Source organism: Serratia sp. TSA_7 (assembly GCF_052692135.1).
Genome location: NZ_JBQZFU010000009.1, coordinates 73,153 through 92,432, shown reverse-complemented (window position 1 = coordinate 92,432; position 19,280 = coordinate 73,153). Strand labels below are relative to the sequence as shown.

16 protein-coding genes and 1 tRNA gene are annotated in these 19,280 nt (G+C 58.0%); 9 read left to right on the top strand and 8 right to left on the bottom strand.

The window, feature by feature from the left end; all coding sequences use genetic code 11:
• Positions 1–415 precede the first annotated feature (415 nt).
• Positions 416–2,035, top strand: coding sequence for an ABC-F family ATP-binding cassette domain-containing protein (locus ACUTQW_RS21635; protein ID WP_020439852.1), 1,620 nt, complete (start codon positions 416–418; stop codon positions 2,033–2,035).
• On the opposite strand, the gene pdxR is transcribed toward ACUTQW_RS21635, so the two are convergent.
• Complete coding sequence (gene pdxR / locus ACUTQW_RS21630) at positions 2,022–3,491, bottom strand: MocR-like pyridoxine biosynthesis transcription factor PdxR (RefSeq protein WP_004948378.1); 1,470 nt, start codon at positions 3,489–3,491, stop codon at positions 2,022–2,024. The genes ACUTQW_RS21635 and pdxR overlap by 14 nt on opposite strands.
• Positions 3,492–3,612: 121 nt before the next feature.
• Between pdxR and ACUTQW_RS21625 the strand changes: the two genes are divergently transcribed.
• From ACUTQW_RS21625 to ACUTQW_RS21615, 3 genes are read left to right on the top strand one after another with little or no spacing between them, the layout of a single operon-like run.
• On the top strand, positions 3,613–4,878 hold the full coding sequence (locus ACUTQW_RS21625; protein ID WP_004948375.1) for a 4-aminobutyrate--2-oxoglutarate transaminase: 1,266 nt from the start codon (positions 3,613–3,615) through the stop codon (positions 4,876–4,878).
• Between the two features lie 13 nt (positions 4,879–4,891).
• Positions 4,892–6,346 (top strand): NAD-dependent succinate-semialdehyde dehydrogenase, encoded by a 1,455-nt coding sequence (locus ACUTQW_RS21620; RefSeq protein WP_064799195.1) that lies wholly within the window; start codon positions 4,892–4,894, stop codon positions 6,344–6,346.
• A gap of 58 nt (positions 6,347–6,404) precedes the next feature.
• Positions 6,405–7,649, top strand: a complete 1,245-nt coding sequence (locus ACUTQW_RS21615) for an aromatic amino acid transport family protein (RefSeq protein WP_006328220.1) — start codon at positions 6,405–6,407, stop codon at positions 7,647–7,649.
• A 68-nt stretch (positions 7,650–7,717) separates the two neighbouring features.
• On the opposite strand, the gene yfcF is transcribed toward ACUTQW_RS21615, so the two are convergent.
• Positions 7,718–8,356 carry a glutathione transferase gene (gene yfcF / locus ACUTQW_RS21610; RefSeq protein WP_006328219.1) on the bottom strand — a complete coding sequence of 213 codons (639 nt, stop codon included), beginning with the start codon at positions 8,354–8,356 and terminating at the stop codon, positions 7,718–7,720.
• Positions 8,357–8,527: 171 nt separating this feature from the next.
• Between yfcF and ACUTQW_RS21605 the strand changes: the two genes are divergently transcribed.
• The gene (locus ACUTQW_RS21605; protein ID WP_020439848.1) at positions 8,528–9,244 is read left to right on the top strand and encodes an HPP family protein; all 717 of its coding nucleotides are present in this window, start codon (positions 8,528–8,530) and stop codon (positions 9,242–9,244) included.
• A gap of 426 nt (positions 9,245–9,670) precedes the next feature.
• Here the strand turns inward: ACUTQW_RS21605 and ACUTQW_RS21600 are convergent.
• Positions 9,671–9,747: transfer RNA gene (locus ACUTQW_RS21600), tRNA-Ile, on the bottom strand.
• Positions 9,748–9,895: 148 nt separating this feature from the next.
• Between ACUTQW_RS21600 and mug the strand changes: the two genes are divergently transcribed.
• Positions 9,896–10,384 (top strand): G/U mismatch-specific DNA glycosylase, encoded by a 489-nt coding sequence (gene mug, locus ACUTQW_RS21595; RefSeq protein ID WP_004948359.1) that lies wholly within the window; start codon positions 9,896–9,898, stop codon positions 10,382–10,384.
• A 70-nt stretch (positions 10,385–10,454) separates the two neighbouring features.
• Here mug and rpoD read toward each other — a convergent pair whose 3' ends face one another.
• From rpoD to rpsU, 3 genes are all read right to left on the bottom strand, one after another.
• A complete protein-coding gene (gene rpoD, locus ACUTQW_RS21590; RefSeq protein WP_006328195.1) occupies positions 10,455–12,293 on the bottom strand; it encodes an RNA polymerase sigma factor RpoD in 1,839 nt (612 codons plus the stop codon).
• A gap of 157 nt (positions 12,294–12,450) precedes the next feature.
• Positions 12,451–14,199 (bottom strand): DNA primase, encoded by a 1,749-nt coding sequence (gene dnaG / locus ACUTQW_RS21585; protein WP_006328193.1) that lies wholly within the window; start codon positions 14,197–14,199, stop codon positions 12,451–12,453.
• Between the two features lie 136 nt (positions 14,200–14,335).
• Positions 14,336–14,551, bottom strand: a complete 216-nt coding sequence (gene rpsU, locus ACUTQW_RS21580) for a 30S ribosomal protein S21 (protein ID WP_001144069.1) — start codon at positions 14,549–14,551, stop codon at positions 14,336–14,338.
• A gap of 326 nt (positions 14,552–14,877) precedes the next feature.
• Here rpsU and tsaD point away from each other — a divergent pair, with 326 nt between their 5' ends.
• A complete protein-coding gene (gene tsaD, locus ACUTQW_RS21575) occupies positions 14,878–15,891 on the top strand; it encodes a tRNA (adenosine(37)-N6)-threonylcarbamoyltransferase complex transferase subunit TsaD (protein ID WP_006328191.1) in 1,014 nt (337 codons plus the stop codon).
• 34 nt (positions 15,892–15,925) lie between these two features.
• Here the strand turns inward: tsaD and plsY are convergent, their stop codons facing one another.
• Complete coding sequence (gene plsY / locus ACUTQW_RS21570) at positions 15,926–16,564, bottom strand: glycerol-3-phosphate 1-O-acyltransferase PlsY (RefSeq protein ID WP_006328190.1); 639 nt, start codon at positions 16,562–16,564, stop codon at positions 15,926–15,928.
• A gap of 107 nt (positions 16,565–16,671) precedes the next feature.
• Between plsY and folB the strand changes: the two genes are divergently transcribed.
• Positions 16,672–17,031: a bifunctional dihydroneopterin aldolase/7,8-dihydroneopterin epimerase gene (folB, locus tag ACUTQW_RS21565; protein ID WP_006320572.1), complete on the top strand. Its 360-nt coding sequence runs from the start codon at positions 16,672–16,674 to the stop codon at positions 17,029–17,031.
• 131 nt (positions 17,032–17,162) lie between these two features.
• Positions 17,163–17,987, top strand: a complete 825-nt coding sequence (gene bacA, locus ACUTQW_RS21560; protein WP_004948342.1) for an undecaprenyl-diphosphate phosphatase — start codon at positions 17,163–17,165, stop codon at positions 17,985–17,987.
• A gap of 40 nt (positions 17,988–18,027) precedes the next feature.
• Here bacA and ACUTQW_RS21555 read toward each other — a convergent pair whose 3' ends face one another.
• Positions 18,028–19,272, bottom strand: coding sequence for a multifunctional CCA addition/repair protein (locus tag ACUTQW_RS21555; protein WP_006328189.1), 1,245 nt, complete (start codon positions 19,270–19,272; stop codon positions 18,028–18,030).
• Positions 19,273–19,280 lie beyond the last annotated feature (8 nt).

Below are 19,280 nucleotides of genomic sequence, written 5' to 3'. Positions count from 1 at the left end.
CGTTCATCCCCTTCATCTTTCAAACCGCAGCGTTGTTGGCCGTGTTCGGTCACCCCAGTCACTTACTGGAGTAAGCTCCCGGGGATTCCCGAACTTGCCGCCTAACTGCAGTCTGAAAGCTATTGGGTATGGGAAATCGTTATTATTATGTGCGACCCAAGTGGTCGGATGAGATAAATCTAGCCGTTGTCAGTGCCGTTGGGAATCTGCGTTGCGCTGAATGTGATAGATGTCATGAATCTTTGTGGTTGTTTGCATAGTAGACAAGTTATCGGGTAACCTTTGTCTGCGGCATGTCCATGCCTTCTTTGCGGAGCCATCACCGAAAATGAACAAACACGCCTGTTGATATCTTGTCCCATGCTGAGCACGCCAGTGCCGGATGGGGATGTTTTGATTTCATTCAGGAGTGCTTATGGCTCATTTTGCGCAATCCCCTTATTTTGTTTTACACCAACTGACCTGCCAGTTTGCTGACGGCGAAACGCTGTTCGGCCCGCTGGATCTCACTTTCGATCAACAACACTGTGGCCTGGTTGGGCGTAACGGCGTCGGCAAAACCCGTTTGCTGCGCCTGATCGCCGGCCTGGATCAACCGGGGAGCGGACATGTGGAAACGCATGCTTCTCTGGCCTATGTGGCTCAACAGCCGGATATCGCAGCGCAGATCACGCTGGCGCAATTGCTGGGCCATGGCGAGGTGTTTGCCGCGCTGGCCCGCATTGAGCAGGGGCGTCCGTTGGCGGACGATATCGATCGTCTGGAAGGGCAGTGGGATCTGATCGATCGTCTGCACGCTGCCTTCGCTGCCGCCGGATTGCCTGAGTTCGATCCGCTGCGACCGGCCGGGTCCCTGAGCGGCGGGGAGCGAATGCGCGCGACGCTGTGTGGTGCGATGCTGGGCGGTGCGGATTGTTTGCTGCTGGATGAACCGACCAACCACCTTGATGCCGATGGGCGCGACTGGCTGTACCGGCAGTTGGCGCAGTGGCGCGGCGGGCTGCTGGTTGCCAGCCACGATCGGCAACTGCTGGCGCGTATGGCGCGCATCGTCGAGCTGACGCCCGATGGGCTGCATAGCTATGGCGGCAACTACGATGACTATCGCCGGCAGCGCGATTTGGAGCGGCAGGCGGCGCGAGCAGGCTGGGAACATGCGCGGCAGGAACGCAAACGCACTCGCGCCCGGCAGCAGAAAGAACACGACATCAGCCAGCGGCGCTCAGCCCAAACGCTGAAAACCGTCGATACGCTGAATATCGCCTCTTTCGAACGCGTGGCCTACAAGGCGGCGGCCAAAGAGAGCCTCGGCACGCTGCGCAAACAGCATCAGGACCAAAAAGGCAGCCTCGATGCCGCCGTGCGCGAGGCGTACCAGCGGGTGGAAGAAGACAGCCCGGTGATGTTGACCCTGCCAGGCAGCACGGTGATGGCGGGCAAGCAGGTGCTGGTGCTCGAGCGACTGCAACTGCCTTTTGTCAGTGCGCCGCCGCTGGATATGCGCATCGACGGGCCCATGCGCGTAGCGCTGACCGGCCCGAACGGCTGCGGAAAATCCACGTTGCTGAAGGTGATCCTCGGCCAGTTGGCTGCGGTGTCCGGTCAGGTTCACTGCCCGCTGCCAATGGCTTACCTCGATCAAACCCTGTCGCAGTTCGATTCGCGGCTATCGGTGATGGCGCTGCTGGGGTTGCAGGATTCTCCGCTGGCGGAGGGGGCATTGCGCACCCAACTGGCGCAGTTGCAACTCGGTGCGGAACGGATCACGTTGCCGTTGGCGGCGCTGAGCGGCGGAGAAAGGCTGAAGGCGGCGCTGGCCTGTGCGCTGTGGCGTAAGGAGCCGGCGCAATTGCTGTTGCTGGACGAGCCGACCAACCATTTGGATCTGGCTTCGTCGCTGGCCATCGAGGCCGCGCTGGCGGAGTTTCCCGGTGCGATGCTGGTGGTCTCGCACGATGAAGCCTTCCTGCGGGCGCTGAAACTGACTCATCGCCTGCATTGGCAGGATGGGGGCTGGCAGTTCAGGGCGCTGTAATGCATTGCAGCAGCAGGGTAAAGGCGGCGGCCATCTGTTCTTCCGGCACGCAGGCAAAGCCCATCAGCAAGCCGCGGCGGTGGTTGGGCAGCATGTAGTAACGCGACAGCGGCCGCACCAGCACGCCGCGTGCGCTGGCGGCGGCGGCGATCGCCACGTCGTCGGCTTCGTCCGGCAGGTTCAGGATCAGGTGCAGCCCGGCGTTGTTGTTGAATTCGCTCAACGCCTGCTTGCCCAGATGCTGCTCAATCAACGCGGTCAGAAACGCCCGCCGCCGGGCATACAGCAGCCGCATGCGGCGAATATGCGCGGTGTAGTGGCCTTCCTGAATAAACTGCGCCAGCGCGGTCTGGATCAGCAGGTGACCGCCGCGATAGAGTTCGGCGTGCGCGGTTTTCAGCGCCGTCATCAAGGGTTTTGGCAGCACCACGTAACCCAGCCGCAGCGCCGGGTACAGCGTCTTGCTGAAGGTGCCGATATAAATCACCGGCGCATCGGCTTCCAGCCCTTGCAGCGCCGGGATGGGCTGGCCGGAAAAGCGGAACTCGCTGTCGTAGTCATCTTCGACAATCCAGCTGCCGCCGTTGCGCGCCAATGCCAGCAACCGCTGCCGCCGCGCCAGGCTCATCACCGATCCCAGCGGATACTGGTGCGAGGGGGTGACGAAAATCAGCCGTGGCGCGCCGGTTGGCTGCTCCGGCGGCACCATGCCGGCCTCATCGACCCCCAGCGGGCAGATATTCACGTCGTTCATCCGCAGAATATTGCGGATCCCCCAATAGCCCGGTTCTTCAATCCACGCGTCGTCGCCCGGATTGCACAGCATGCGCGTCACCAAATCTATCGCCTGATGAATGCCTTCGGTAATCAAAATTTGCTCCGGAGAGCAGCGCACCGAGCGCGCCACGCGCAGATAGTCCACCAATGCATGCTGCAACTCCGGGCTGCCGCCCTGATTACTGTAGGTCAGCCGCTGTGGGACGGGGCGGCGGCTGATGCGCGCCTGGATCTTGCTGAACAGCTGGTGAGGAAAGGCGTTGACGTCGGGGACGCCGGGGATAAACGCGCCCCACTGTTTGGGGCTGGCGCTGGCGTGATGCAGCAGGGTGGATCCTCGGGCCGACAGCTCAATGCGCCGTTGTTCTCCGTCACTGCCTGCGGGGGCGCTGACGGTAGATAAACAGCTGTCCGGCACGGTTTCGGCGACGAATGTGCCACTGCCTGCGCGTGCCAAAACATAGCCTTCCGCCAGAAGTTGTTCATAAACGGTTAATACGGTGTTGCGGGACAGCCTGAGTTCCTGCGCCAAATCGCGTGAGGCGGGCAGGCGGCTGGAGGGCGGCAAACTGCCGTCCAAAATGCTGGTGCGGATCGCGTTATACAGCCGCTTGTGCAGCTTATCATCGGGCTGTTCGCCGAGGCGCTGCAATAACAGGTCACCACTCAGTGAGCGCAATTGGATCCCTCAATTAATCGTAACTGGCACTCGATTATAGGGCCACATCCTGTGTAAATAAACGTCATTGTTTCACGAATGTGAACGAAACGTACAACGGACACCGACCGGAGAGAACAGCATGAAAAACGCAGAACTGAATCAACGTCGCCAGGATGCCACCCCACGCGGGATTGGCGTGATGTGCGGTTTTTACGCCGAGCGTGCGGAGAACGCCACGCTGTGGGACGTAGAAGGCAATGAGGTTATCGATTTCGCTTCCGGTATTGCTGTCCTGAATACCGGACACCGGCATCCGAAGGTGATCGCCGCCATTGAACGGCAACTGAAGGCCTTCACCCACACCGCTTACCAAATCGTTCCTTACGAAAGCTATGTCGCGTTGGCAGAGCGCATCAACCAGCGCGCACCGATTGAAGGCCCTTGTAAAACCGCCTTGTTCACCACCGGCGCAGAAGCGGTGGAAAACGCGGTCAAAATCGCCCGTGCCTATACCGGTCGGCCGGGCCTGATCACCTTTGGCGGCGGTTTCCATGGCCGCACTTACATGACCATGGCGCTGACCGGCAAAGTGGCGCCGTACAAGCTGGGCTTCGGGCCCTTCCCCGGTTCGGTGTTCCACGGCCAGTATCCGAATGCGCTGTATGGCGTGACCACCGAAGACGCGATGAACAGCCTGGAACGCATCTTTAAGGCGGATATCGATCCCAAACAAGTGGCCGCCATCGTGCTGGAGCCGGTACAGGGCGAAGGCGGTTTCAACATCGCGCCGGCCGATTTTATGCAGGCGCTGCGCGAACTGTGCGACCAGCACGGCATTTTGCTGATTGCCGACGAAGTGCAGACCGGTTTTGCCCGTACCGGCAAGCTGTTTGCCATGGAACATTACGCGGTGAAACCGGATCTGATCACCATGGCGAAAAGCCTGGCGGGCGGTATGCCGCTGTCGGCGGTAGCCGGCCGTGCCGACGTGATGGACGCCCCGGCGCCGGGCGGGCTGGGTGGCACCTATGCCGGTAACCCGCTGGCGGTGGCTGCGGCACTTGCGGTGCTGGACGTGATCGACGAAGAACAGCTGTGCCAGCGTTCCCAACGTTTGGGCCAGCATTTGGTTGAAGTGCTGCAACAGGCGCGCAAAACCAGCCCGGCGATCGCGGATATTCGCGCGCAGGGTTCAATGGTGGCGGTAGAGTTCAAGGATCCGGCGACCGGCAAGCCTTCGGCGGAGATCACCCGTCAGGTACAGCAAAAGGCGCTGGAAGAGGGCCTGCTGCTGTTGAGCTGTGGTGTGAACGGCAACGTGATCCGCTTCCTGTATCCGCTGACCATCCCTGAGGAACAGTTCACCCAGGCGCTGGGCATTCTTTCCCGCGCGTTGGCCCAATAAGGAGTGACCGGCAATGAAACTGAATAATCCCGAGCTGCTGCGCAGCCAGTGCCTGATTAACGGTGAGTGGTGCGACGCGTTGAGCGGCCAGCGTGAAGCGGTCATCAACCCGGCGACCGGTGCTGAGCTGGCAAGCATTCCGTTGGTCAGCGAAGAAGAAACGCAGCAGGCGATTAACGCGGCGCAGTTGGCGCAGCAGGGCTGGAAACAGCTGACCGCCAAACAGCGCTCCGTGCTGTTGCTGGCCTGGGCCGACAAGGTGCTGGCGGCCCAGGAGGATTTGGCGCAGCTGATGACCGCCGAGCAGGGTAAATCGCTGGCGGAAGCGCGCGGTGAAGTCGTCTATGCCGCTTCGTTTATTACCTGGTTCGCCGAAGAGGCCAAACGCGTCGACGGTGCCGTGTTGCAGGCGCCGCTGGCCTCACAGCGCCTGGTGGTAGTGAAACAGCCGATCGGCGTTTGCGCGGCGATAACGCCGTGGAACTTCCCGGCGGCGATGATCACCCGCAAGGTGGCGCCGGCGTTGGCTGCGGGCTGCGCGATGATCGTCAAACCGGCCGAACAGACGCCGCTGACCGCGTTGGCGTTGGCGAAGCTGGCGCAGGATGCCGGCATTCCGCCGGGCGTGTTGCAGGTGGTGACCGGCGACGCGGCGCAGGTGGGCAAGGTGCTGTGCGACAGCCCGGTGGTGCGCAAACTGAGCTTTACCGGTTCGACCGAGGTCGGCCGCATTCTGATGGCGCAGTGCGCGCCGACGATTAAAAAGCTGTCGCTGGAGCTGGGGGGCAACGCGCCGGTGATCGTTTTCGACGACGCCAATCTGGACGCGGCGGTGGCGGGCATCATGGCTTCCAAGTTCCGTAACAGCGGCCAGACCTGCGTCTGCGCCAACCGCATCTACGTGCAGGACGGCATCTATGACCGTTTGGTGGACAAGCTGGTGGCGGCGGTTGAGCAACTGAAGGTCGGTGACGGCAGCCATGAAGGCACCACCCAGGGGCCGCTGATCGACCAGGATGCGGTGGATAAAGTGCAGAGCCACATTGACGATGCGCTGATCAAAGGCGCGCAGATTGCTATCGGCGGGCAGCCGCACGAGTTGGGCGGTACCTTCTTCCAACCGACGGTGGTGACCGGCGTGACGCAAAAAATGCGCTTCGCCCGGGAAGAAACCTTTGGCCCGGTGGCGCCGCTGTTCCGTTTCCATGATGAAGCGGAAGCGATAGCCATGGCCAACGACACCGAATTCGGTCTGGCCGCTTATCTGTTTACGCAGAGCGCCTCGCGCCAGTGGCGAGTGCCGGAAGCGCTGGAATACGGCATGGTCGGCATCAACACCGGGCTGATCTCCAATGAGGTCGCGCCGTTTGGCGGTGTGAAACAGTCAGGACTCGGACGTGAAGGATCGCGTTACGGCATTGAAGAATATCTGGAGCTGAAATACCTGTGTATCGATGTGAGCTGTTAACCACCGGGAAATTAACCTGTCCCGGTGGCCGGAGCCGCCGGGCAACAAAGGATGCTGCATGTCTTCTGAAAACATCTCTATTTCTCCGGCGCTTGCCGCCGGGGTGCGAACGTCTGCACCCGCCAAATCACTGAGTTTCCTCGAAGGGGTGGCGATGATTGTCGGCACCAATATCGGCGCCGGCGTATTGTCCATCGCTTATGCCTCCAGTAAAGCCGGTTTTTTACCGCTGCTGTTCTGGCTGGTGCTGGTGGGGAGCCTGACCACCATCACCATGCTGTACGTCGCCGAATCCACCCTGCGTACCCGTGCCCACCTGCAATTAAGCGGGCTGGCGAAACGCTATGTCGGCGGTATTGGCGCCTGGCTGATGTTCGCTTCGGTGTGCGTCAACAGCGTCGGGGCGTTGACCGCGTACATGACCGGCAGCGGCAAGCTGCTGCAATCTCTGTTCGGTATCTCGCCGGCCATCGGCAGCCTGCTGTTTTTCGTTCCCGCTGCAGGGGTGTTGTACCTGGGGCTGAAGGCGATTGGCCGCGGCGAGAAATTTATCAGTATCGGCATGGTGGTGATGTTGACCGCGCTGGTGGCGGCCACACTGCTGAAAGACACCACCCAGATGCGCAACCTGCTGGACGGCGACTGGCGCTTTATGGTGCCGGTATTCAACGTGGTGGTGTTCTGCTTCTCGGCGCAGTACATAGTGCCGGAAATGGCGCGTGGCTTCTCGGATAAGCCGGAACAGCTGCCGAAGGCGATTATCGTCGGCATGGCGGTAACCTTCGTGCTGCTGGCGGCGGTGCCGATGTCGGTGATTGCCCTCAGCGGGCTGAATAATATCTCCGACGTGGCGACCATCTCCTGGGGGCAGGCTCTTGGGCAGTGGGCGTTCTTCTCCGCCAATATCTTTGCTTTGTGCGCGATGCTGACCTCTTACTGGGGGCTGGGCGGCAGCTTCCTGACCAATATTTTCGACAAATTCAGACTGGGCAATGACGAGCAACCGCTGCGCCGTTTCGGCGTGTTGTTGCTGGTGGTGGTCCCCCCGTTCGCGCTGGCTTACAGCGGCCTGGTATCGTTCGTTAACGCGCTGTATTTCGCCGGGGTGTTCAGCGGGGTGATCCTGTCGATTATGCCGATGCTGATCCTGCGAGGGGCGCGCAAGCACGGTGACCAAACGCCGCGCTGGCAGTGCAACTGGATCACCCATCCGCTGTTGCAGATCAGCATCGTGCTGCTGTATCTGGCCAGTGCGGTATACGCTGTTGCGTCGTTGTTAGGCTATCTGCCCTCTGGATGGTGACCTGCCTTCCTTCAGGAAGTGATGTTGTTTCTCAGTTGAGAACGGCGGCGTCGTGGCCGCCGATTTTTTTATTTTCCGCGTATTTGCTCCGGCAGCGCCAGCCAGGCCTGCACCGAAGGGCGTTGCCACTGTTTTTGCGCGTAGTGGCGAAGGTTCTCCGGCACGTCATCTCCGTTCATCACCAGCCGATTCAGCATCAACGCCAGGTCGGTATCGGCAATGCACCACTCCCTGAACAAATTATCCTGGCCGTGGCTCAGCAACTTTTCGACTGCGGCGATCAGTGTGTTGGCAGCGGCCTCGGCGGCGGCGGACAACGGCGGGAATTTTTCGTTGCCGAATACCGCCTCGGTTGGCCGTTCGACGCGAATTGGCAACAGATCGCTGCGCAGCCAGGCTTGAATTTCACGCGCTTTGGCGCGTAGCTTGACGTCGCGCGGGTAGACCGCATGAGCCGGATGAATATCCTCCAGATACTCGGTAATCGCCGAGGACTCGGACAGCTGGAACTCACCGATCACCAGCGTAGGCACCCGACGAGTTAGCGACAGTGCCGCATAGGCAGCGCCTTTATTTTCTTCCTGCGCCAAATCGACCGGTTTCACGGTGAAGGGGATGCTTTTCTCCGTCAGCACAATAAATGCGGACATGGCATAAGGGCTGAAAAATTGGCTGTCGGTATAGAGCTCGGCAATCGGTTGAGACATCGGCTTTTCCTCAAGGCTAAGGGGAGAACATTGATCATTACCGAGGGGTGGAGAAAAATCAATCTGTTAGCGGAAAGTTGTTGCCGGGTGCAGGCGGGGCTGCGGTTATTCCGCCGGGCATGATGTGATATATTTGTTGCTATTACGTTGAATTTGGCAGTGCGAAGTAACATGAAGAACCCGTTAGTAACAAGACTCAAGATCGGCTGTGCGCGCCTGTGGCCGCATCCGTTGGCCATGGGCAAAAAAGAGATTTTGCTTTCCAGCATCGGCGCCGGGCTGGGGTTGATGATTACCGGTTGGATCAGCCATTTTGTGTTGGGGGAGGTAAACCTGTGGTTTATCGCGCCGATGGGAGCCTCCGCCGTTTTGCTGTTTGGCGTACCGAACAGCCCGTTGGCGCAACCCTGGTCGATCGTGGGCGGCAATATGTCGGCTGCGCTGGTGGGGGTCAGCACCAGCCTGCTGATTGCCGATCCCGGGCTGGCTTGCGGCGTGGCGGCCGCAGTGGCCATTGGATTGATGTTCAAACTGCGTTGCCTGCATCCGCCCGGCGGCGCGGTGGCGCTGACTGCGATCCTCGGCGGGCCGGGCATTCACCAACTGGGTTACAGCTTTGTACTGTACCCGGTGCTGCTTAACTCGGTGTTGCTGGCGGTACTGGCGATTATCTTCAATAACCTGGCCGGGCGCCGTTATCCGCACCAACTGGCTCCGGCCGAGGCCAAGCCTGCCGGCCTGCCGATTGATGCGGTATCGATTACCCGGGCGGATCTGCATGAAGCGCTGATGCAGGGCGAACTGTTTGACATCGACGAGGATGATTTGCAGGAGATCCTGCAGCGTGCGGAGCAGGTCGCTCATCGGCGGCAGAACGGCGCAGCCTGATGATGTCGGTGATCGGCAAGACGGCAACCGGTACACAAACCCACTGTTTTAACCATACAGAATCACAGAACGTCGATCTGTGTGGTTTTGATTGTTAGTCGTTGAATCTGTCTTGTGTTTGTGACCTGAGTCACTCTATTACTTTGCGTGTAATTGGGGTGACGTGATGGAAAAAACACTAGATTTACCCGCTGACCGCGAAGGCTTGTGGCGCAAATTATGCCGGTATTGCCGCCGTGGGTATTTTACGTATATCCGTAGAAAGTCTTTGTGCTCGATGAGCCGTTGTCAGTTGCGTGACATTGGGCTGCGGCGTTGCGACGTGCATCAGGAGGGGCGGGATTCGCTTTGGCAGCGTTGAGTGAGCGGAAACAAAAAACCACCTGCAGAGAGGTGGTTTGATGCGCTGTTATATCAGCTAAAATTTGGTGGCCCCTACTGGACTTGAACCAGTGACCAAGCGATTATGAGTCGCGTGCTCTAACCAACTGAGCTAAGGGGCCAAGCGGCGAGATTATACGGTAATCCTCCGGTGCAGGTCTACTGTTTGCCGCCTGTATGTTGTTTTTCTGCGCAGTTGTAGTCTGTTGTAATTGCTGGTGGATTTTGCGATAACCGGTGTAAATCCCTTTTATCGGACCTCACAGACCCATGAATCTTTTGGCGCCAAACTTGCGGGTGGTGTTTTGTGGCATCAATCCCGGCCTTTCCTCCGCCCACCAGGGCTATCCCTTTGCCAATGGCAGCAACCGTTTCTGGAAGGTGCTGCATCAGGCCGGTTTCACCCAACGCCAACTGGCGCCGGAGCAGTGGCAGCAGTTGCAGGATACCGGCTGCGGCATCACCGCTTTGGTGGCGCGCCCGACGGTAGCGGCCAGCGAAGTGACGCGTGAAGAATTACGCAGCGGCGGGGAGGCGTTAAAAGACAAAATTCTGCAATTCCAGCCGCGTGCATTGGCGGTTCTGGGCAAGCAGGCGTTCAGCAGCGCCTTTGGGGTGAAAAATGCACCCTGGGGGCGGCAGGAGATGACGATCGGCAAAACCGAGGTGTGGGTATTGCCTAATCCCAGCGGGTTGAACCGCGCCACGCTGGAGCAGCTTACCGAAAGCTACCGCGAGCTGTTCCTGGCGCTGGAGTGATTCCTCAGGATTTCAGGCAATAAAAAACCCCGGCAGGCCGGGGTTTTTTGTTTGCAGCTAACCGCTGGTCTTAGTCGTCCAGGAAGCTGCGCAGCACTTCGGAACGGCTTGGGTGGCGCAGTTTACGCAGTGCCTTGGCTTCGATCTGACGAATACGCTCACGGGTAACGTCGAACTGTTTGCCCACTTCTTCCAGCGTGTGGTCAGTGTTCATATCGATGCCGAAACGCATGCGCAGCACTTTCGCTTCACGGGCGGTCAGGCCGGCCAATACGTCGTGCGTTGCAGAGCGCAGGCTTTCGGAGGTGGCAGAATCCAGCGGCAGCTCGAGGGTGGTATCCTCGATGAAATCGCCCAGATGTGAATCTTCATCATCACCAATTGGCGTTTCCATGGAGATCGGCTCTTTGGCGATCTTCAGCACTTTGCGGATTTTGTCTTCCGGCATCAGCATACGTTCAGCCAGCTCTTCCGGCGTCGGTTCGCGGCCCATCTCTTGCAGCATCTGGCGTGAAATACGGTTGAGTTTGTTGATGGTCTCAATCATATGCACCGGAATACGGATGGTACGCGCCTGGTCGGCGATAGAGCGGGTGATGGCCTGACGGATCCACCAGGTGGCGTAAGTTGAGAACTTATAACCACGGCGGTATTCGAACTTGTCTACCGCTTTCATCAAACCGATGTTGCCTTCCTGGATCAGATCCAGGAACTGCAGACCGCGGTTGGTGTATTTCTTGGCGATAGAAATAACCAGACGCAAGTTGGCTTCAACCATCTCTTTCTTCGCACGGCGGGCTTTCGCTTCACCGATAGACATGCGACGGTTGATGTCCTTCACCTGCTCGATGGTCAGGCCGGTCTCTTCTTCGATCTGACGCAGTTTCTGCAGGCTGCGCTGCACGTCGTCCGTTACGTCTTTCAGCTTTTCTGACCATGGCTTGGCCATTGCCAGCGCCGCTTCGAACCAGGAATTGCTGGTTTCGTTGCCGGCGAACAAAGTGACGAAGTTTTTCTTCGGCATTTTGCACTGTTCAACGCACAGCTTCATGATGATACGTTCCTGGGTACGAACGCGGTCCATCATGATGCGCATGCTGTTGACCAGGAAGTCGAACTGTTTTGGCACCAGGCGGAACTGCTTGAACACCTCAGACAGCTTCAGAATTTCTTCTGCTGCGCTGGCGTGGCTACGGCCGTTCTTTTTGATGACCAGACGGGTCGCTTCATACTGATCGCGCAGGTCGGTGAATTTCTGACGTGCCAGTTCCGGATCGATGCTGTTGTCGTCTTCAGCGTCGTCGTCTTCATCTTCGTCTTCTTCGTCGTCGTTCTGCTCTTCGGTCGACAGCTCAGAACCGACGTGCGTTGCGGTTGGGGCGATGTCCTCTTCCGCATTAGGATCGACGAAGCCGGTGATCAGGTCGGACAGGCGAGCTTCGCCGGCTTCAACGCGATCGTACTGCTCCAGCAGATAGGTAATGGCTTCCGGGTATTCGGCAACCGAGCACTGAACCTGGTTGATACCGTCTTCAATACGCTTGGCGATGTCGATTTCGCCTTCGCGCGTCAGCAGTTCAACGGTACCCATTTCGCGCATGTACATGCGCACCGGGTCGGTGGTACGGCCAATTTCAGATTCAACGCTGGACAGGACTTGAGCGGCAGCTTCTTCCGCATCTTCGTCTGTGCTGTTGGAGTTTTCAGCCAGCAACAGGTCATCGGCGTCCGGGGCTTCTTCCATCACCTGGATGCCCATGTCGTTAATCATCTGGATGATGTCTTCGATCTGATCGGAGTCGACGATATCTTCCGGCAGATGGTCATTGACCTCAGCATAGGTCAGATAGCCTTGCTCCTTACCACGTTGGACAAGAAGTTTAAGCTGTGACTGCGGGTTTTGCTCCATAAGACGGTATCCACACTTCAGAGTATTTAGGTTGGTGTCGGTCGGCGAAACCGCCAACAATAGCATTTGGGGCGTTTTTGTTGTTGCCGCGGCCCACTGTGGCGGCATATTGCAGGGCTCTGCCCTCGCATTTATCGGCACTTAAGCCGTTTGGTATTCAGTTTTTCTTCGCTAAAACCTGATTGAGAGAACGGACTTCTTCACGTTCTTCCGGGCTCAGGCCGTGCGTTCTGGCCTGCGCGATCAATGTCTCCAGCCGCTGCTCCAGTACGGAGTCGTACAGGCTGGCCAAGGTATCCAAAAATGTCTGCTCGACCCTGTCCTCAACGATCATATGGTTCCATGTCGCCAAGGTTTCAAGCTGCTGGCTCAATTTGTTGTCGCGATACTGCTCCAACAATTGGCCGGTCGTCAGCCCCGGCTGGGCCAGGCAGGTCTGCACCAGCTCGACAAATAGCGGTAAACCCGCCTGTTTGGTCTGCTCCAATCCCTCGAGTGAAGGGATAAGTGTAGCCAGTTGCGGATTTTGTACCAGTAACCCTATTAGTATACGCATGGTTGTGCGTTTTAGCTGGGGCGCCTGATAAGTATTCGCATTTTCAGCCTGTTTGGGCATCAGCTTGTCGAGCTGGCTGTCATCGAGCAGGCCAAGCTTGCTGCCGAGCTGTTGGCGCAGGTACAAGCGCAACGTTTCGCCCGGCACCTGAGTAATCAGTGGCAGTGCCAGCGTGCTCAGCTTGGCGCGGCCGTCCGGGCTGCTCAAATCTACCTGTGGCATCAGCGTTTCGAACAGGAAAGTGGAAAGCGGCTGCGCCAGCTCCATCCGCTGCTCGAAGGCGTCTTTGCCTTCTTTTCGGACCAATGTGTCCGGGTCTTCGCCATCGGGCAAAAACATAAACCGCAGTTGGCGCCCGTCGTTCAGATAGGGCAATGCGGTTTCCAATGCGCGCCAGGCCGCTTCTCGACCGGCTCTGTCGCCGTCATAGCAGCAGACAACGTTATCGGTAGCGCGGAACAGCAGCTGAATATGTTCAGCCGTCGTTGAAGTTCCGAGCGAGGCGACGGCATAATCGATGCCGTATTGCGCCAGCGCTACCACGTCCATATAGCCTTCTACTACCAGCAAACGTTGCGGGGTAGGGTGGTTCTGCTGCGCTTCATACAGGCCGTACAGCTGACGACCCTTGTGGAATACTTCGGTTTCCGGCGAGTTCAGGTATTTCGGCATGCCGTCACCCAATACGCGCCCGCCAAAGGCGATCACTCGCCCGCGTTTGTCGCGAATAGGGAACATCACGCGCTCACGGAAACGATCGTACGAGCGGCCTTGATCGTTAGTCACCAGCATGCCGGCATCGTTCAATGCGAGACGCGAGTCGGCGTCACGACCAAAACGCTTCAGTGCGTTATCCCAACCGGCGGGTGCAAAGCCGATGGCAAAATGGCGGATAACGTCGTCACTGAGCCCGCGCTGTTGCAGGTAATTGCGCGCCGGCGTGCCGGAAGGCTGATGCAGTGACTGTTGATAGAACGCGCTGAGCTGTTCCATCAGTTGATACAGGCTTTGACGCTGATGGCGTTCAATCTGGGTCGGCCCGGTTCCTGCCTCGTAAGGCACTTCCAGCCCGTGCATGGTCGCCAGCTCTTCGATGGTTTCGACAAACTCGAGTCTGTCGTAATTCATCAGAAAGTCGACGGCGTTACCGTGCGCACCACAACCAAAACAGTGGTAAAACTGCTTTTCGCCATTAACCGTAAATGAAGGCGTTTTTTCGTGGTGGAACGGACAGCACGCGTGATAGTTCTTGCCTTGCTTCTTGAGCTTTACACGCGCGTCGATCAGATCGACGATGTCGGTGCGAGCCAGCAAGTCATTGATAAATACACGCGGGATTCGTCCAGCCATAAGCCCTTACTTTACTAGCCTATAAACGAGAACAAGCCGCGCATTCCTTTCGGAAAGCACGGCCTTCGTATGCAACTACACGGTCTGCGCGATTTTTAAAATCAGAAATTCACGCGGCGGGGTTACCCCCGAAGAATTAATACAGACGAGTGCGGCGTGCGTTTTCGCGAGCCAGTTTCTTCGCGTGACGTTTCACAGCAGAAGCTTTAGCGCGTTTACGTTCGGTAGTCGGTTTTTCATAGAACTCACGACGACGAACTTCAGCTAAAACGCCTGCTTTCTCGCAAGAGCGTTTGAAACGACGCAGAGCAACGTCAAATGGCTCGTTTTCACGTACTTTAATTACCGGCATGTGCCTCTCACCTCAATAAAATTCGGTTTGCTGCTGGCCAAGCGCCAGCCTTTTCAAAATGGTGCGGAATTTTACTTCAACGGATGCTGCTTTGTAAAGCACCACAGCAAATTGAAACCTGCGCCGCCCTGGTAAAACGTGCGCAATTTTGCATCGGGCGCTGATTATAGTCTAATCAGAAAAAAATGCTCGTTTTTAATCAAACCGGCATTTATGGCTGGAATCATCGACATAGCTTCCGGCCGGCGACAAGATGTACCCTGCTGGCGGTAAATAGGCATGATTGTGGTAAACTGCAGGCCGCACGTGAATGATGGGAAAGGGTAATGCGAGTACTGGGTATAGAAACCTCCTGCGATGAAACCGGAATTGCAGTGTATGACGATCAGACCGGTTTATTAGCGAATCAGTTATACAGCCAGGTGAAGCTGCATGCCGATTACGGCGGTGTAGTGCCGGAGCTGGCCTCCCGCGATCACGTGCGTAAAACCGTGCCGCTGATTCAGGCGGCCTTGAAAGAAGCGAACCTGACTGCCGCGGATATCGACGGCGTCGCCTACACTGCCGGGCCAGGCCTGGTGGGGGCGTTGCTGGTCGGTGCCACCATTGGTCGCGCGCTGGCGTTTGCCTGGAACGTGCCTGCGGTGCCGGTGCACCACATGGAAGGCCACCTGTTGGCGCCGATGCTGGAAGACAATCCGCCGGCATTCCCGTTTGTCGCGCTGCTGGTTTCCGGCGGCCACACGCAGTTGATCAGCGTGACCGGCATTGGGCAGTATGAACTGCTGGGCGAGTCGATAGACGATGCGGCCGGTGAAGCCTTCGATAAAACCGCCAAGCTGCTTGGGCTGGATTACCCTGGCGGGCCAATGCTGTCGAAGATGGCGCAACAAGGTGCCGCGGGCCGTTTCACCTTCCCGCGTCCGATGACCGATCGTCCGGGGCTGGATTTCAGTTTCTCCGGGCTGAAGACGTTTGCCGCCAATACCATCCGCTCTAACGGCAATGATGACCAGACGCGTGCAGACATAGCCCGCGCGTTCGAAGATGCGGTGGTGGATACGCTGGCGATAAAATGCAAACGTGCGCTGGAGCAGACTGGCTTCAAACGCCTGGTGATGGCCGGCGGCGTCAGCGCCAACCGCACTCTGCGCAGCAAAATGGCGGAAATGATGCATAAACGCGGCGGTGAGGTGTTCTACGCCCGTCCGGAATTCTGTACCGATAACGGCGCGATGATCGCCTACGCGGGTCTGGTGCGGCTGAAGAGCGGCGCCAACCCGGAACTGAGCGTTTCGGTGCGCCCGCGTTGGCCGTTGGCAGAGTTGCCTGCGGTATGATAGACATAAGGCCGGAAATTTCCGGCCTTTCGCTTCACGATTCTTTCTTTTCTTCCGGCTCCGCCGCATCCGATTTTTTCTTGCGGAACTTGTCCCAGATTTTCCCTTCCTGCCCACGCCACAGGCGTTGGATGTTGTCATGGTGCCGCATCAAAATCAGGCAAGACAGCATCGCTACCGGGAAGGTGAACTGCGGTTTGAACCACCAAACGTAAAACGGGGCAATCAAGGCGCTGATAATTGCGCCCAGCGAGGAGTAACCGCTAAGCAGCACGGTCAGCAGCCAGGTGCCGGTCATCAGGCCGGTAAGATCCCAACCGATCGGCGCGATGGCGCCAAAGGCCGTCGCCACGCCTTTACCGCCGCGGAAATGGAAGAATACCGGATAGATATGCCCCAGGCAGGCGGCTATCGCCGTCAGGCCCAGATACAGCGGCGGTATTTCAAGCTTGTACGCCAGCCAAACCGGCAGCATCCCCTTGAGAATATCGAACACCAGCACCGCTGCCGCCGCCAGGCGACCGCCGATGCGCAGGACGTTGGTGGCCCCTGGATTCCCTGAGCCATGTTCACGCGGATCGGGCAGCCTGGCGATCCGACAAACCAGGATCGCACTGGAAACTGAGCCACACAGATACGCGAAGATAATCATGCCAAGCGCGGTAGCACTCATAACGCGGTTCCGTTTAATAATGGTCGTTTTACTAGCAACATCTATGGATAATACGCATATTCCGCTGGAAGTGGTATCCGGCAAGGCCAAAAACAGAGAATGACGTGATGGATATCGTATTTATTGAAGAGCTTACCGTTATTACTACCATTGGCGTTTATGATTGGGAACAAAACATTCGCCAGAAGCTGGTGTTCGATATCGAAATGGGCTGGGACAACCGCCAGGCCGCTGCCAGCGATGATGTGAACGACTGCCTGAGTTACGCCGATATCAGCGAAGCCATCATCCAGCACGTGGAGCCGAATCGTTTTGCGTTAGTGGAGCGGGTGGCGGAGGAAATATCTGAAATTTTACTCCAGCGCTTCAATTCCCCGTGGGTCCGTATTAAGGTCAGCAAACCGGGCGCAGTTGCACACGCCAGCCGGGTTGGGGTCATTATTGAACGTGGTACCCGGCCGGTGTGACTTCCTGTCATACGCGTGCAACTAAAGACCGTTAACCTGGTCTGAACCAGAGAACTGTTTTAGCGGCAATGTATTGAACACTGCCGCTTTTTTATGTTGGTAGTCGCAAATTTATAGGGTGAGCGAAACACATGGCGGACATGCATTCACTGTTTATCGCGTTTGTTCTTGGGGTGGTCGAAGGGTTAACTGAATTCTTGCCGGTATCCTCTACCGGGCACATGATTATCGTGGGCGAGTGGCTGGGCTTTACCGGCGACAAGGCCAAAACCTTTGAAGTCATTATTCAGCTGGGATCGATTCTGGCGGTGGTGGTGATGTTCTGGCGCCGTCTGTTCGGCCTGATCGGCATTCACTTTGGCGGCAAGCCGGTTGAGCACGAAGGCAAGACCGCAGGGCGGTTAAAACTGGGCCATATCCTGTTGGCGATGATCCCGGCGGTGGTGCTGGGGCTGTTACTCCATGATTTCATCAAGTCGCTGTTCGCACCAAAGAACGTGATGTATGCGCTGGTGGTCGGTGGTTTCCTGCTGCTGGCAGCGGAATGGCTGAAGCCGAAAAAACCGAGCGCGGAAGGGCTGGATGACATCACCTACCGTCAGGCGTTTATGATTGGCTGTTTCCAGTGTCTGGCGCTGTGGCCGGGCTTTTCCCGTTCCGGCTCCACCATTGCCGGCGGCATGTTGGTGGGCGTGAACCGTTATGCGGCTTCTGAGTTCTCGTTCATTCTTGCGGTGCCGATGATGATTGGCGCCAGCGGCCTGGACCTGTACAAGAGTCTGCATTTCCTGACGATGGGCGATCTGCCGATGTTCGCCGTCGGCTTTGCGACCGCTTTCGTGGTGGCGCTGATTGCGATTAAGACCTTCCTGTCGCTGATTAAGCGCATCTCGTTCGTGCCGTTCGCCATCTACCGCTTTATCGTTGCCGCCGTGGTTTACATGGTCTTCATGTAAGCGACCGCGCCAATAAAAAACCCCGCACCGCGGGGTTTTTTTATGCCTGATCGAGAGGGATATCCTGGGTGAGTTTCCAGTCGGCCAGTTCCTGCTGGCGGCGGCGTTTTAGCTCATCGCGGATAGCCAGCCCCTGCAGGCCGCTGGCGACCACCTCTTTTACCGAGACCGCATTTGCCACCTGGAAAGCCTGGCGCAAATAGTCGCCCTGTGGGTAGGGATTGTTTTCAAAGCCGGTACGGCCGCGTGCGTCCGCCTCGCTGGTCAGGATCATCTGTTCCAGCCGCTGCGGTTTGCGCCAGACGTCTATCGCATCGAAAAGCTTCAGCAGAGTCTCCGGACGCAGCTTGTTTACGGTATGAATCAGATCATGGTATTCGGCCACCAGTTTGGCCAAATCGCGCACCGGGTTGGGCACCCGTAAACGTTGGCACAATGCTTCGACCAGCTTAACGCCGGTCAGGCCGTGACCGTGATGGTGCGGCCAGAGTTCTTGTGGCGTCAGCCCTTTACCGAGATCGTGGCACAGTGCCGCAAAGCGTACGTCGACGTCAGGGCTGAGCTGGGCGGCGATAGCCAGCGTCATCAGGGTATGAATGCCGGTGTCGATCTCCGGGTGCCACTTGGCCGGGGCCGGCACGCCGAACAGGGCGTCAATCTCGGGGAACAGTATCGCCAGCGCGTCGCAGTCGCGCAGGACCTGGAAATACACTTGCGGGCTCTGGCTTTGCAGCGCTTTTTCCGTTTCCTTCCATACCCGTTCGGCGGTCAGCGTCGCCAATTCACCGCTGCGCGCCATGTGGCGCATCAGCTCAGCGGTTTCCGGGGCTAGGGTAAAGCCCAGATGAGCAAAGCGGGCGGCAAAACGGGCCACGCGCAGCACGCGCAACGGATCTTCACCGAAGGCATCCGAAACGTGGCGCAACACGCGCGCTTGCAAGTCGGCCACGCCGTGGAAAGGGTCTATCAGCTCACCGTCGCTGCCGCGAGCGATGGCGTTGATGGTCAAATCGCGGCGCTGCAAATCTTCTTCCAGCGTCACATCCGGCGCGGCGTAGCAGGTAAAGCCGGTATACCCCTGGCCGGATTTACGCTCGGTGCGCGCGAGCGCATATTCTTCATGGGTCTCAGGGTTGAGAAACACCGGGAAGTCTTTACCGACCTGTTGATACCCCTGCGCCAGCAGTTCGGAAGGCGAAGCGCCCACCACCACCCAGTCGCGGTCGAAAACCGGTATCTCAAGTAAACTGTCGCGGACAGCGCCGCCGACCAGGTAGATCTTCACTATTATGC

What these genes read in the sequence shown, in the direction of transcription:
- ACUTQW_RS21635 (WP_020439852.1), top strand. Translation starts at nt 416, where the DNA reads ATGGCTCATTTTGCGCAATCCCCTTATTTTGTTTTACACCAACTGACC.
- ACUTQW_RS21625 (WP_004948375.1), top strand. Translation starts at nt 3,613, where the DNA reads ATGAAAAACGCAGAACTGAATCAACGTCGCCAGGATGCCACCCCACGC.
- ACUTQW_RS21620 (WP_064799195.1), top strand. Translation starts at nt 4,892, where the DNA reads ATGAAACTGAATAATCCCGAGCTGCTGCGCAGCCAGTGCCTGATTAAC.
- ACUTQW_RS21615 (WP_006328220.1), top strand. Translation starts at nt 6,405, where the DNA reads ATGTCTTCTGAAAACATCTCTATTTCTCCGGCGCTTGCCGCCGGGGTG.
- yfcF (WP_006328219.1), bottom strand. Translation starts at nt 8,356, where the DNA reads ATGTCTCAACCGATTGCCGAGCTCTATACCGACAGCCAATTTTTCAGC.
- ACUTQW_RS21605 (WP_020439848.1), top strand. Translation starts at nt 8,528, where the DNA reads ATGAAGAACCCGTTAGTAACAAGACTCAAGATCGGCTGTGCGCGCCTG.
- mug (WP_004948359.1), top strand. Translation starts at nt 9,896, where the DNA reads ATGAATCTTTTGGCGCCAAACTTGCGGGTGGTGTTTTGTGGCATCAAT.
- rpoD (WP_006328195.1), bottom strand. Translation starts at nt 12,293, where the DNA reads ATGGAGCAAAACCCGCAGTCACAGCTTAAACTTCTTGTCCAACGTGGT.
- dnaG (WP_006328193.1), bottom strand. Translation starts at nt 14,199, where the DNA reads ATGGCTGGACGAATCCCGCGTGTATTTATCAATGACTTGCTGGCTCGC.
- rpsU (WP_001144069.1), bottom strand. Translation starts at nt 14,551, where the DNA reads ATGCCGGTAATTAAAGTACGTGAAAACGAGCCATTTGACGTTGCTCTG.
- tsaD (WP_006328191.1), top strand. Translation starts at nt 14,878, where the DNA reads ATGCGAGTACTGGGTATAGAAACCTCCTGCGATGAAACCGGAATTGCA.
- plsY (WP_006328190.1), bottom strand. Translation starts at nt 16,564, where the DNA reads ATGAGTGCTACCGCGCTTGGCATGATTATCTTCGCGTATCTGTGTGGC.
- folB (WP_006320572.1), top strand. Translation starts at nt 16,672, where the DNA reads ATGGATATCGTATTTATTGAAGAGCTTACCGTTATTACTACCATTGGC.
- bacA (WP_004948342.1), top strand. Translation starts at nt 17,163, where the DNA reads ATGGCGGACATGCATTCACTGTTTATCGCGTTTGTTCTTGGGGTGGTC.